Source organism: Rubellimicrobium mesophilum DSM 19309, assembly GCF_000600335.2.
Lineage (GTDB): Bacteria > Pseudomonadota > Alphaproteobacteria > Rhodobacterales > Rhodobacteraceae > Rubellimicrobium > Rubellimicrobium mesophilum.
On record NZ_KK088554.1, the window covers coordinates 91172 to 103300 of the forward strand.

Below are 12129 nucleotides of genomic sequence, written 5' to 3' on the forward strand. Positions count from 1 at the left end.
CTCCTCCTGCCGGACGCCCTTAGGCGCCGACCTCCACCAGCGCCTCGGCCGTGCGCTCGTCGGTGATGAGCCCAGCCAGGAGCCCCGACCGCAGGACCGCCCGGATGGCCGGCACCTTGGCCCCTCCTCCCGCCAGCGCCACGATCCGCCGACTGGCAAGCGAGGCGAGGTCCGGCGACATCGTCCGCGCGGCGAGCGAGGTCTCCACGGTCCGTCCTCCGGCGTCGAAGAAGTGGCCCAGGAACTCGCCGACGGCCCCCTTCTCCTGCGCCTCGGAGATCTCGGCCTCGTCGATCATGCGGGAGGCGACGAGCTGCGCGCCCGGATCGGTGGTGCCGATGCCCACGACCATGAGCCGGACCCGCTCCACGAGGTCGAGAACCTCTCGCATCCCCCGCTGCGCCAGGAACACCTCTCGGTCCGCGACGGTGTTGGCGAAGAATGGCACAGGCATGACGTAGGCCTCGGCCCCCGTTTTCTCGGCGAGGCGGTGCATCACGTCATGGGGATTGGCCGCGTAGTTTCGCGTGTAGCCGCCGAGCAGAGAGACGAAACGTGACCGGACCCCGTCGAGCCGCGGCATGGCTGCGATCGCCGCCGCGAGTGTGCGGCCGTGGCCGATGCCGATGACCCCGCCCTCGGCTGCCTCGATCTCGCGCGTCAGGAAGGTCGCCCCAGCGATGCCAAGGGCGCGAAAAGGCAAGCCCTCCTCGCCTAGGTCGGGCACGACCTCGGCGGACGTCAGCTTGTAGTCGGCCGTGAGGCGCCCTTCGAGGCGCAGGCACTCGGTCACGTCCCCGTCTATGGAAACCTTTACGGCCCCCACTTGGTTGGCCCAGGCGACGAGTCGGTGCGCCTTGACGGCCGAGACCCCCAACCGGGTCGCGACCTCAGCTTGGGTCAGGCCGCCCGCATAGTGCAGCCACGCCGCACGGATCGCGAGGCTTGCATCGCTGTCGCGCCGCGTCGCTCCCCGGGTCATGGCTCCTCCCTTGCGCTGACTTCGCTACTGCAGAAATTTTCAACGCTAGAAAGTTCTTTCATAAGGCACTGCGATCTGTCAAGGTAATGCTGTGATCGACGCCTTGGTTCTCGGACCTGGGCGACGTCGCTGAGAACCCGACAGGCTTGGAGACGCAAGATTTCCAAGAGCCTTTCGGCTCGGTCGCCAGATAAGGGGACCGATTCGGCGCCGGGATCATGGGAGGAGCGCGGCATCCAACGTCGTTGCCGCGACGAGAGAGGAGGAGGAAAAGGCCATGCAGCCAGCGGCCCGGATGACTCACGTTCCATCATCGTCGTGGACTCGTCGCAGGGCGGGGCGCGTGGCATGAGCGCCCGTGCCGATGCCCCGCCCCGCCGCGCGACCCCGCGCCGCGGCCTTCGCGCCGGGATCATCGCCGTCGTGGCCCTGGCTGTGCTGGCCGGCATCGCGATCGACACCACCGTCGTGCGCGTCGGCTCCGAGCAGGACGCCCGCGTCCAGGCCTTCTCGCCCGATACCTACGGCGAGACCGAGTTCCCGCGCATCCAGGGCCTCATCGAAGAGCGGGCGGTGGACGCCCCGGAACTCGCTCAGGCCATCGCTGCCGACCCGGCCAAGGCCGCCGCCGACCACGGCGTCGTCTCGAATGGCACCCCAGTCTTCGCGGTGAACCTGACCGGCGTGGCGGGCGACGCGCGCTCGGGCGTCTACGACGTGGCGGTGGAGGGGCTAGAGGGCATCCGCGTCCGCGTGCAGACCGGACCCGCGATCAACGGGACCGACGTGCGCGACGCGACGGGGACCGTCGAGTTCGGGCAGTTCAAGAACCAGATCGAGTACCAGGACGCGGGGAGCGCGCTCAACAATCAGGTCAAGGCGCAGGTGCTCCAGGGGATCGACACGACGAACCTCACCGGCAAGACCGTCACGCTAACCGGCGTGTTTCGCCTCGTGAACCCGGAGAGCTGGCTCGTCACCCCCGTGCGGATGAGCGTCCAATGACCGCCGCCGTGCAGGTCCGCCGCCCCTCTCGCGAGGTCCAGGGCCTTGGCGAGACGGTGCTGGAGGCGAGGAACATCGCGAAGTCCTTCGGGGCCGTCCACGCGCTTAAAGGCGTGAATTTTGAGGTCCGCCGTGGTCAGGTCACCACGCTCTTCGGCGAGAACGGGGCGGGCAAGTCCACGCTGATGAAGATCCTGTCCGGCGTGATCCAGCCCTCCTCGGGCGAGATCCTCCTCGACGGGCGCCCCCGTGAGCTTCGTCTCCTCATCGGACGCGCAGTCGCAGGGCATCTCGATCATCCACCAGGAGCTGAGCCTCGCGCCCAACATGTCGGTGCGCGACAACATCTTCATGGGCCGTGAGATCCGGGGGCCAAGAGGCGTCGACTTTGCCGAGGAGGCGCAGCAGGCCCGCGCGCTGATGGAGGAGCTGGAGGAGGAGATCGACCCGCTGACCCCGGTCGAGGACCTGCGCCTGGGCCAGCAGCAGATCGTGGAGATCGCCCGCGCGCTCTCCGTGAACTCGCGCATCCTGATCATGGACGAGCCCACCTCGGCGCTGTCGGCCTCGGAGGTGGAGGTGCTGTTCAAGGTGATCCGCGACCTCAAGGCGCGCGGCGTCGCCATCGTCTACATCTCGCACCACCTCGAGGAGGCGCTGACCATCACCGACCACGCGGTAGTGCTGCGCGACGGTGCGATGACGGCCTATGCGGAACGCAAGGACATCGATCTCGAATGGATCGTCCGCCACATGGTAGGCGAGAACTTCGACCTGGGGAGCCCACCCACCGGCTACGCCATGGGAGAGGTGGCGCTGGCCATCGAGGAGGTCTCGGTGCCCGATGCCTCGGGCGCCGACCTCGTGGACCGGCTGTCACTGAGCGTCCGCAAGGGAGAGATCGTCTGCATCTACGGGCTGATGGGCGCGGGGCGCACCGAGCTCCTCGAAGCGGTCGCAGGCCGGCTGCCTCTCACCAGTGGCCGCGTGCTGCTCGAAGGCCGCGACGTCTCGCGCCTTTCGATCGGCGAGCGCATCCGCGAGGGCCTCGTCCTCGTACCCGAGGATCGGCAGCGCGACGGGCTCGTGCAGACCATGACGGTGGGCGAGAACCTGTCGCTCGCCTCGATCATGGACTTCACCAAGGGGCTGTTCACCTCCCGGGCGCGGGAGCGGGCGGTGATCAACGACGGAATCCGGCAGACCCAGGTCAAGACCTCCGGCCCGGGGGCCATGATCGGCTCGCTGTCGGGGGGCAACCAGCAGAAGGTGGTGATCGGCAAGATGCTGGCCACGCATCCCCGCGTCGTGCTCCTCGACGAGCCGTCGCGCGGGATCGACGTGGGCGCCAAGGCCGAGGTGTTCCGGCTCCTCGCCGAGGGCGCGCGGAAGGGCCTCGCCGTGGTCTATTCGACCTCCGAGGTCAACGAGTGCCTGTCGGTCGCCCACCGCATTCTGGTCATGCGCAAGGGCCGCATCGCCGCCGAGTTCGGCCCCGACGTGCCCAAGGAGCGCATCATGGCCGCCTCGGGTGAGGTCGACCTGAAGCAGCAGATCGCGCAGCACTACGGGCTCGAGACCTGCGAGATCGCGTCGGACCTCCACCGCGACGACCTGCCGCTCGAGGCGCTGGGCGTGGCCGGAGGGCGGGTCCTGGCGGACGAGCTCGCGCGCGGGCCAATGGTCCTGGGCGTGAGCCATGGCCGCACGCTCCTCGCCTGCGTGGGCAACCTGCCGGCCCTGCCGGTCCCGGGGCTCAAGGTCGTGGGGCTGATGGGCGGCCTGACACGCAGCGCCGGGATCAACCCGCACGAGGTGGTCAACCGTCTGGCCGAGCGGACCAAGGCCGAGGCAACGGTGATCCCGGTGCCCTTCACCGCCAACAGCGAACGGGACCGCGAGGTGCTCATGGGACAGAGGGACGTCGCCTCGGCCTATGCCCTGGCCGAGGGCGCCGGCCTCCTGCTGGTGGGTGTCGGCACCACCGTCCCCGAGGCCGAACTGGTGACGGCGGGGATGGTCACGCCCGAGGAGATGGCGGCGATCGCCGCAGCCGGGGGCGTGGGCGAGATGCTCGGCCACTTCTTCGACGCCCAGGGCCGGCCGGTGCAGACCGAGGTCACGCGCCGTATCGTCACGCTGTCGCTCGACCGGCTGCGGGGCCGCCGCATCCTGGCCGTGGCCGGGGGGGGGCGTGAAGGTGTCCGCCGTCAAGGCGGTGCTGGAGAGCGGCTTCCTCTCGGGCCTCGTCACCGACGAGCACACCGCCCGCGCCATCGGCGACCTGATGCGCGCCGAGGGCGCCCACCTTGCGCCGACAGGCGCCGCGACACATCACTGAGGAGCAGGAACCCATGGCAGACTTGGCGGCCAGCGGCGGAAAGCGCCCAGGGTTCTTCGGCGGCAACTTCGACCTCGGCCGCCTCCTCCTCGAGGGACGGGCCTTCTTCGCGCTGATCGCGATCATCGTCGTCTTCTCGATCCTGTCGCCGGTCTACTTCTCGGCGTCGAACTTCCTGACGATGTCGAGCCAGGTGGCCATCTATGGCCTGCTGGCCGTGGGGATGCTCCTCGTCGTGCTGAACGGCGGCATCGACCTGTCGGTCGGCTCGGTGCTGGGCCTCTGCGGCGTGGTCGCGGGGGCGATGATGAAGGGCGTGGAGATCGCGCCGATGGGCGTCATCCTCTACCCGCCGGTCTGGGCCGTGGTGGTCCTGACCCTGGCGCTCGGCGCCGCCATCGGCGCGGTCAACGGCGTCCTCGTCGCCTACCTCAAGGTGCCGGCCTTCGTCGCCACGCTGGGGGTGATGTACGTGGCGCGCGGCATCGCGCTGCTGATGACCAACGGGCTCACCTACAACGGGGCTCGACGGCGACCCCGCGCTCGGCAACACGGGCTTCGCCTGGCTCGGGCGCGAGAAGCTGGCGGGCATCCCCATCAGCATCATCATCCTCGCCGTGGTCGCCTTTGCGGCGAGCCTCCTGCTGGCCCGCGCCGCCTTCGGCCGCTGGCTCTACTCCTCGGGCGGGAACGCCCGCGCGGCCGAGCTGTCGGGCGTGCCGGTCAAGGGCGTGCAGATCTCGGTCTACGTGCTCTCGGGCATCTGCGCGGCGATCGCCGGGCTCATGCTCTCCTCCAAGCTCAACTCGGCCGGCCCCACGGCGGGCACCACCTACGAGCTCACCGCCATCGCGGCGGTGGTGATCGGAGGCGCCGCGCTCACCGGCGGCCGGGGCACCGTGCGGGGCACGATGCTGGGCGCCTTCGTGATCGGCTTCCTGTCGAACGGCCTCGTCATCATCGGGTGTCGTCGTACTGGCAGACGGTCTTCACCGGCGCGGTGATCGTGCTGGCCGTGCTGCTCAACTCCATCCGCTATGGCGGCCGGGCCCGCAAGCCCGCCGCTTCCCCCGCTTCTCCGCCGCCGGGACGCCCGGCCTGAGGGCCGGCCCGTCGCGGAAAGACCGCCGCAATGTCGGCACCCCAACCAGACGTCCAAGGGAGGACAAAGTGACGCTTTCCATCACCCGCCGGCTCCTGCTTGCCGCCACCGCCATCACGCCGCTGCTGGCCGGCTCCGCCTGGGCGCAGGACAAGGGCCTCATCACCATCATCGTCAACGACCCGGCGAACCCCTACTGGCTGACCGAGGGCAACGTCGCCCAGGCCACCGCCGAGGAGATGGGCTACTCGGCCACCGTCGGCGCCCACAAGGGCGACACCAACACCGAGTCGAACCTGATCGACACCGCCATCACCAATCAGTCGGTGGCGATCGTGCTCGACCCGGCGAACGCGGACGGCTCCATCGGCAACATCCAGAGGCCGTCGACGCGGGCATCCCGGTGATCCTCGTCAACGCCGAGATCAACCAGGAAGGCCTGACCATCGGCCAGCTCGTCTCGAACAACGCCCAGGGTGCGGCGCTGGGCGCCCAGCAGTGGGTCGAGACGATGGGCGACACGGGCAACTACGTGGAGCTCGTCGGCGCCCCCTCCGACAACAACGCCGCCACCCGCTCGAACGGCTACATGACGGTGCTGTCGCAGTATCCCGACCTCGTGCAGGTCGGCTCGGAGGTCGCGAACTGGGACCGCACCCAGGGCTACGACAAGATGCAGGCCCTGATGCAGGCCAACCCTGACATCCAGGGCGTGATCTCGGGTAACGACGAGATGGCGCTCGGCGCCATCGCGGCCCTGCAGGAGGCCGGCAAGCTCGAGGGCGTGATCGTCGGCGGCTTCGACGGCTCGCCGGACGCGGTCGAGGCGGTCAAGGCCGGCACCATGGCCTACACCGTGCTCCAACCCGTCGCCGTGTTCTCGGCCGAGGCGATCAAGCAGGTCGACGCCTACCTGACCAACGGCTCGACCGGCGTCGACTCGGAGAAGCAGCTCTTCGACTGCCTGCTCATCACCAAGGACAACGTGGACAAGTACACCGGCCCGTTTACCCTGTCCGAGTAAGGACCCCGGCGCGGCTCTCTCCGGGGGTCGCGCCTTCTTCTCTGGTCGGGCCCTCGGGCCCGATCCTTCGCCCAGGATCTCCCGTGCCCTCCATCCTCGGCATCGACAGCGGCCTGACCGCCACCAAGGCGGTGGTCTTCGATGAGGGCGGGACGCCGCTCTCCGTCGCGCGCCGACGTCTGCCGCAGTCGATCCCACGTCCCCGCCACATCGAGCGCGACATGGACGGCCTATGGCGGGCCGCCGCCGAAGCCGTGGCGGAGGCGGTCGCGACCTGCGGACGTCCGGCCTCGGACATCCGCGCCGTGGCCGCGACGGCCCACGGCGACGGCGTCTACCTGCTCGACTGCGAGCAGAGGCCGCTCGGGCCAGGCATCCTGTCACTCGACAGCCGCGCGGGCGCGCCGCTCGCCGCCTGGGTCGCGGACGGCACCGCCAACCGCGCGCTCGCGCTGACCGGGCAGCGGCCTCACGTCTCCGCCCCGTCGGCCCTGCTCGCCTGGGTCCGGGACGAGGAGCCGGAACGCTACGCGCGGATCGGCCACGTTCTTTCCTGCAAGGACTGGCTCCGCACCTGCCTCACCGGCCAGGTTGGCACCGACCGAACGGAGGCCAGTACCTCCTTCACCGACCTCCGGACGCAGGGCTGGTCCGTGGACGCGCTGAGGCTCTACAGCCTGGAGGCCCTGGACGGCGCACTCCCCTCGATCGCGAACTCGGCTGAGGTGGTGGGGGAGGTCACGGCGGAGGCCGCGGCGATCACCAGCCTTCGTCCCGGTACGCCGGTCGCGGCCGGGCTCCACGACGTCACCGCCTCCTCGCTCGGGATCGGCGGGCATCGCGAGGGGGTCGTGGCCGTCGTCGCCGGAACCTACTCCATCAACGAGGTGGTCACCGCCCGCCCCCTGACCGACCCGCGCTGGTTCTGCCGCGCCGCCGTGGCCCCGGGGCTCTGGCACGCCATGTCCATCTCGCCTGCCTCGACGGCGAACTACGACTGGTTCCTGGACCGCCTCTGCGCGGCCGAGCGGGCGGAGGCGGGCGCGGCCATCCATGACCGTCTCGCCCCGGAGATCGCGGCCGCCTTCGCGCGGCCCTCCTCGGTCCTCTTCCACCCTTACCTCTACGGCTCGCCCCATGGCGAGCAGGCGAGCGCAGGGTTCATGGGGCTCCAGGGCTGGCATGACCGGGGCGACATGCTTCGCGCGGTACTGGAGGGAATCGCCTTCAACCACCGCGTCCACGTGGACGCCCTGCGCGAGGGCTTCGCCTTCGACGCCTGCCGCCTGACCGGGGGCGCCTCGCGCAGCCCGCTGGTCGTGCAGCTCTTTGCCGACGTGCTGGGGCTTCCGGTCACCGTCACTGCGACCGAGGAAGCCGCTGCCTGGGGAGCCGCCCTCTGCGCCGGCGCGGCGGTGGGGCTTTATCCACGCTTCGACGCCGACCCGCGCGACATGTCTGCTTTCGAGACGACCTACGAGCCCGACGCTGCCCGGCGAGCCGGGCTTGACGAGCGCTACACCCTCCATTGCCGGATCAGCGAGGCCCTGGCGCCGCTCTGGCCCGCGATCGGGGCGCTCGGCGCATGACGCCCGAGGCACGGGAGGCGCGACTGCAGGCCGCCGTCCGGGACGGGGTCGAAATTGTGATCCTCGGGGGCGGGGTGAACGGCGCGGGGCTGTTCCGCGACCTCTGCCTGCAGGGGGTGCCCTGCCTCCTCGTGGACCGGGGCGACTGGGCCTCGGGCACCTCGGCGGCCCCCTCGCGGCTAATCCATGGGGGCATCAAGTACCTGGAGACGGGGGAGCTCGGACTCGTCGCCCAGTCCACGCTGGAGCGGAATCTGCTCCTCCGGAACGCGCCGCACCTGGTTGAGCCGCTGCCGACGGTGATCCCCATCTTCTCCTGGACCAAGGGGATCGGGGCGGCGCTCCGGACCCTTTTCGGTTCCACCACCGCGCCGCGGGCGCGGGGGGCGCTGCTCATCGAGGTCGGGCTCTGGCTCTACGACCTCTACGGCACCCGCGCCCGCGTCATGCCGCGTCACCGCTTCTGGAGCCGGTCCCGCGCCCTGCGGGAATTCCCGGCCCTCACCCCGTCCATCGTCGCGGCAGGGACCTACTGGGACGCCCGCATCACCCAGCCCGAGCGTCTGGTAATGGAACTCGTCGAGGATGGCCTCGCCGCCTGCCAGGGCTCGGCCGCCGTCACATACGCGATCCTGGTTTCGGCTGACGGTGGCGAGTTGCGATTCAAGCGGGGAGAGGGAGCCCCTTTCGCCGTCCGGCCCCTGATCGTCGCCAACGCTGCCGGTCCCTGGATCGACGCGGTCAACGCGACGTTGGGCGTCGGCGGGCGGCTGATCGGAGGGACGCGGGGCAGCCACGTCGTCCTCGACCACCCCGAACTCGTCCGGCAGTTGAACGGCCGCATGATCTACTTCGAGGCTGACGGCGGGCGCATCTGCCTTGTCTTTGACTACCTGGGCAAGGCGTTGGCCGGCTCCACGGACATCCCCGACCGCGACCCGGACCGGGTGCGGGCGACCGACGAGGAGGTGGCCTACATCCTCCAGAGCCTCCGCGCGCTCTTTCCGGCCCTCGCCATCGGGCCCGAGCAGGTCGTCCACGTCTACTCTGGCATCCGGCCGCTCCCCGCCTCGGGCGCGAGCAACCCGGGCCTCATCAGCCGAGACCACTCGGCCCCCGTGGCAGAGCCCGCCCCCGGACGGCCTTTCGCTGTGGTCAGCCTTGTGGGCGGCAAGTGGACCACCTTCCGCGGCTTCGCCGAGGAGGTCGCCGACGCGGTGCTCGGGCGCCTCGGCCGGGCGAGACGATTGCCGACCCGGGACGAGGCGATCGGCGGCGGGCACGGATTCCCGACGGGAGAGGCCCGCGCCGACTGGATCGCCGACACAGTCCATTCCACCGGTCTCGACCCTGCCCGGATCGGCGAGCTCCTGGCCCGCTACGGGACGACGGCCCGCGCTGTGGCCGCTCACCGGGGCCGATGGATGGATGCCGACCGGCTGCCCGACTCCCGAAGCTACAGCCGGGCCGAGATCGACTGGATCGTGCGGGAGGAGGGCGCGATGCACCTTGCCGACGTGGTGATGCGGCGCACCTCGCTGGCGGTCACGGGCTCGCTGACCGCTCGCGACCTCGACGCGGTGGCGGAAGTGACCGCCCTCGCTCTAGGCTGGGCCGAGACCCGCACCCGAGCCGAGATCGAGGCGGTGCGCGCCCGGCTCGAGGGCGCGCACCGGATGAGGCTCGCCGGAGCGGTCTGAGGTGCGCTCAGGCCTTGTGGTACTTCGCGTCCACCTCGCCGATGGCGGCGACGTTAGGGGCGGACTTGCCCTCGCGGTCGAACTTCTCGGTGTTGGCGATCCAGGTGTCGGCGATGGCCTTGGCGAGCTCCGTGCCGATCACTCGCGCGCCCATGGTGATGATCTGGGCGTCGTTCGACAGCGCCGCCCGCTCGGCCGAGTAGGTGTCGTGGGTCTGCGCCGCGCGGATTCCAGGCACCTTGTTGGCGGCGATGGCCACGCCGATGCCCGTGCCGCAGCAGAGGATCGCGCGGTCGTAGGTGCCGTCCTTCACTTGGCTCGCCACCCGGTCCGAGATGTTCGCATAGAACTCATCCTGCCCGGTGGGCGAGGCTGAGAGCTCGGCTACGTCCAGCCCCTCGCGGCCCTTGAGATGGTCGGCCAGAGCCTTGGCGAGGGGGGCCCCGGCGCTGTCCCCAGCGATGGCGATCTTCATGATGTCGGCTCCTTGGAAAGGGCGCGCGAGACGCGCGCGAGGATGTCGAGGTAGCCCTCCGCCGCCCAGGCGGAGCGGCCGATGAACAGGCCATCGATATGCGGGCAGGCGACCAGCTCCTCGCAATTGCCGGGGTTGACGCTGCCGCCGTAGAGGACCGGGACGTGCCGCCCCATGATCCCCCGCGCGACCTCGGCGATGCGGGCCTGCCGCTCGTCGGCGTAGGCGGGCTCGGCGGGCACGCCCGTCTCGCCGATGGCCCAGACCGGCTCGTAGGCGAGGAGCACCTCGTCCACCGCGCCCGCGACGGGAGAAAGCGCCGCCGTGACCTCGCTGGCGAGCACCGCGTCCGCGCGGCCCGCGTCCTTGTCCTCGGCGTGCTCGCCGATGCAGATGAGAGGCGTGAGTCCGTTCCTGAGCGCGGCAGCGACCTTGAGGCCGACCGTCTCGTCCGTCTCGCCGAAATGGGTCCGCCGCTCGCTGTGACCGAGCTCCACCAAGGTCGCGCCGCAGTCGCGGATTTGGGGCATGGAGACTTCGCCCGTCCAGGCGCCCGCGTCCGCCCAATGACCGTTCTGGGCTCCGACGACGAACCGAGGTGCCCTCCAGCGCCGCGCAGACCTCGGCCAGCGCGGTAAAGGGCGGGACGATGAAGCGCTGCACGCGCGGGTCGCGGTTCTCCTCCCCCGCGCGCAGGGCGCGGGCGAAGGCCAGCCCCTCAGCGCGGGTCTTGTTCATCTTCCAGCTGGTGCCGACCCACGGGGTCCTCGTCATGCCGCTCCCTCCATCTCAGCGATCTGCAGGGCGACGCGAGCGTCCCGAGGCCCCTTTCGCGCTACCTCGGGCAACTCGGGCCCGGTGACGACCGCGTCGAACCTGTCCAGCTCCGCGAAGAAGTGCAGCGCGGTGAGCCCGAACTTGGCGTGGTCGGCCATCAGCACCCGGGTCTTCGAGGAGCGCAGCATCCGTCGCTTCACACCCACGACCTCCTGGTCTTGGTGGAAGGCGGCGAGGTCGTGTATGGCCGAGGTGGAGACGAGCGCGACGTCGGCGCGCAGGCCTTCGAGCGCCTCCTCGGTCATCAGGCCGAAGAAGCCGTTGAACTTGCGCGAGTAGGTGCCGCCGAGCCCGATCAGGACGATGCCCGGCTTGTCGGCCAGTCCGGCCATGACCGAAAGGTTGTTGGTGATGACGGTGAGAGGTCTCAGTGCCGCAAGGTACGGCACCAGCGCCTGCGCGGTGGAGCTGTCGTCCACCATCACGCTCATTCCCGGCTCGACCATGCGGGCGGCGTGGGCGGCGATGAGGCTTTTCTCGGCCGCGCCCTGACGCTCGCGGTAACGGTAGTCGCTCTCGAACTGGGAGGACGCCTCGATGGTGGCGCCGCCGCGCACCTTCCGCAGCAGGCCCGCCGCCTCAAGGTCGTCGAGATCCCGGTGGATGGTCATGCGACTGACGTCGAAGCGGGCGGCAAGGTCGTCGAGCCCAGCAGAGCCGCGCTCCACCAGCAGTTCCACGATCGCTTGGCGCCGATCCTCGAGCTTCATCGCAACCTCCGTCGCCGGAACGAATATCACACAGGCTACGGCATTTCCAAGTAGTTCATGTGATATTGTGATAATGAATAGTGATCTTCTTCGGCTCGCCTATCCGGCTCTGTTGCGCAAATCCTGCGGGATTCCTCTTGGAGGCTGAGTGGGTTAGTGGATGAGGATGCCCAAGCCTGACCCTCCGACCTACCGCACGACCAACTGGCGCGCCTACAGTGAAGCCCTGAAGCAGCGCGGCTCGCTTTTGGTCTGGTTTGATCCCGAGATGGAGTGGATCGCCGCCCCGAGTGGCCGGCGCGGGCGTCCGACCACCTTCTCGGATGCTGCCATCCAGGCGTGCCTGATGTTGAAGGCGCTCTTT

12 protein-coding genes and 3 pseudogenes are annotated in these 12129 nt (G+C 69.9%); 10 read left to right on the forward strand and 5 right to left on the reverse strand.

Annotated elements, in window-relative coordinates; all coding sequences use genetic code 11:
- Nucleotides 1–19: 19 nt before the first annotated feature.
- Nucleotides 20–982 carry a sugar-binding transcriptional regulator gene (locus RUMESO_RS03765; RefSeq protein ID WP_037278159.1) on the reverse strand — a complete coding sequence of 321 codons (963 nt, stop codon included), beginning with the start codon at nucleotides 980–982 and terminating at the stop codon, nucleotides 20–22.
- A gap of 348 nt (nucleotides 983–1330) precedes the next feature.
- On the opposite strand from RUMESO_RS03765, the gene RUMESO_RS03770 reads away from it, so the two are divergent.
- The 9 genes and pseudogenes from RUMESO_RS03770 (at nucleotide 1331) to RUMESO_RS03795 (ending at nucleotide 9743) form a co-directional block, all read left to right on the forward strand.
- Nucleotides 1331–1987, forward strand: coding sequence for a DUF2291 family protein (locus RUMESO_RS03770; protein WP_037278160.1), 657 nt, complete (start codon nucleotides 1331–1333; stop codon nucleotides 1985–1987).
- The gene (locus tag RUMESO_RS26800) at nucleotides 1984–2349 is read left to right on the forward strand and encodes an ATP-binding cassette domain-containing protein (RefSeq protein ID WP_281177524.1); all 366 of its coding nucleotides are present in this window, start codon (nucleotides 1984–1986) and stop codon (nucleotides 2347–2349) included. Before RUMESO_RS03770 ends, RUMESO_RS26800 begins: the two co-directional genes overlap by 4 nt.
- Complete coding sequence (locus RUMESO_RS26805) at nucleotides 2237–4444, forward strand: sugar-binding domain-containing protein (RefSeq protein WP_281177525.1); 2208 nt, start codon at nucleotides 2237–2239, stop codon at nucleotides 4442–4444. Before RUMESO_RS26800 ends, RUMESO_RS26805 begins: the two co-directional genes overlap by 113 nt.
- 65 nt (nucleotides 4445–4509) lie before the next feature.
- A pseudogene (locus tag RUMESO_RS27655) lies at nucleotides 4510–4830 on the forward strand (ABC transporter permease); the annotation flags it as partial.
- 115 nt (nucleotides 4831–4945) lie between these two features.
- Nucleotides 4946–5332: an ABC transporter permease gene (locus RUMESO_RS27660; RefSeq protein WP_342670720.1), complete on the forward strand. Its 387-nt coding sequence runs from the start codon at nucleotides 4946–4948 to the stop codon at nucleotides 5330–5332.
- A gap of 166 nt (nucleotides 5333–5498) precedes the next feature.
- Nucleotides 5499–5837 (forward strand): type 1 periplasmic-binding domain-containing protein, encoded by a 339-nt coding sequence (locus tag RUMESO_RS26810; RefSeq protein ID WP_245639129.1) that lies wholly within the window; start codon nucleotides 5499–5501, stop codon nucleotides 5835–5837.
- Nucleotides 5834–6454 (forward strand): substrate-binding domain-containing protein, encoded by a 621-nt coding sequence (locus tag RUMESO_RS26815; RefSeq protein WP_245639130.1) that lies wholly within the window; start codon nucleotides 5834–5836, stop codon nucleotides 6452–6454. The genes RUMESO_RS26810 and RUMESO_RS26815 overlap by 4 nt, the downstream gene beginning before the upstream one ends.
- An 83-nt stretch (nucleotides 6455–6537) precedes the next feature.
- Nucleotides 6538–8043 carry an FGGY-family carbohydrate kinase gene (locus tag RUMESO_RS03790; RefSeq protein WP_037278161.1) on the forward strand — a complete coding sequence of 502 codons (1506 nt, stop codon included), beginning with the start codon at nucleotides 6538–6540 and terminating at the stop codon, nucleotides 8041–8043.
- On the forward strand, nucleotides 8040–9743 hold the full coding sequence (locus RUMESO_RS03795) for a glycerol-3-phosphate dehydrogenase/oxidase (RefSeq protein ID WP_037278162.1): 1704 nt from the start codon (nucleotides 8040–8042) through the stop codon (nucleotides 9741–9743). The genes RUMESO_RS03790 and RUMESO_RS03795 overlap by 4 nt, the downstream gene beginning before the upstream one ends.
- 7 nt (nucleotides 9744–9750) lie before the next feature.
- Here the strand turns inward: RUMESO_RS03795 and derI are convergent, their stop codons facing one another.
- The 4 genes and pseudogenes from derI to RUMESO_RS03810 form a co-directional block, all read right to left on the reverse strand.
- Nucleotides 9751–10218, reverse strand: coding sequence for a D-erythrulose-4-phosphate isomerase (derI, locus tag RUMESO_RS03800; RefSeq protein ID WP_037278164.1), 468 nt, complete (start codon nucleotides 10216–10218; stop codon nucleotides 9751–9753).
- Nucleotides 10215–10754: pseudogene (locus RUMESO_RS03805) on the reverse strand (triose-phosphate isomerase family protein); the annotation flags it as partial. The pseudogene RUMESO_RS03805 and the gene derI, both read right to left, overlap by 4 nt.
- A gap of 127 nt (nucleotides 10755–10881) precedes the next feature.
- A pseudogene (locus RUMESO_RS27665) lies at nucleotides 10882–10992 on the reverse strand (hypothetical protein); the annotation flags it as partial.
- A complete protein-coding gene (locus RUMESO_RS03810) occupies nucleotides 10989–11765 on the reverse strand; it encodes a DeoR/GlpR family DNA-binding transcription regulator (RefSeq protein ID WP_037278165.1) in 777 nt (258 codons plus the stop codon). The pseudogene RUMESO_RS27665 and the gene RUMESO_RS03810, both read right to left, overlap by 4 nt.
- A 166-nt stretch (nucleotides 11766–11931) precedes the next feature.
- Here RUMESO_RS03810 and RUMESO_RS23900 point away from each other — a divergent pair.
- The coding region (locus RUMESO_RS23900; protein ID WP_211262755.1) for a transposase at nucleotides 11932–12129 on the forward strand (198 nt) is incomplete at its 3' end.

Bases quoted from the DNA above. Each gene is read 5' to 3' on its own strand.
- RUMESO_RS03765 (WP_037278159.1), bottom strand. From the start codon at position 982: ATGACCCGGGGAGCGACGCGGCGCGACAGCGATGCAAGCCTCGCGATC.
- RUMESO_RS03770 (WP_037278160.1), top strand. From the start codon at position 1,331: ATGAGCGCCCGTGCCGATGCCCCGCCCCGCCGCGCGACCCCGCGCCGC.
- RUMESO_RS26800 (WP_281177524.1), top strand. From the start codon at position 1,984: ATGACCGCCGCCGTGCAGGTCCGCCGCCCCTCTCGCGAGGTCCAGGGC.
- RUMESO_RS03795 (WP_037278162.1), top strand. From the start codon at position 8,040: ATGACGCCCGAGGCACGGGAGGCGCGACTGCAGGCCGCCGTCCGGGAC.
- derI (WP_037278164.1), bottom strand. From the start codon at position 10,218: ATGAAGATCGCCATCGCTGGGGACAGCGCCGGGGCCCCCCTCGCCAAG.
- RUMESO_RS03810 (WP_037278165.1), bottom strand. From the start codon at position 11,765: ATGAAGCTCGAGGATCGGCGCCAAGCGATCGTGGAACTGCTGGTGGAG.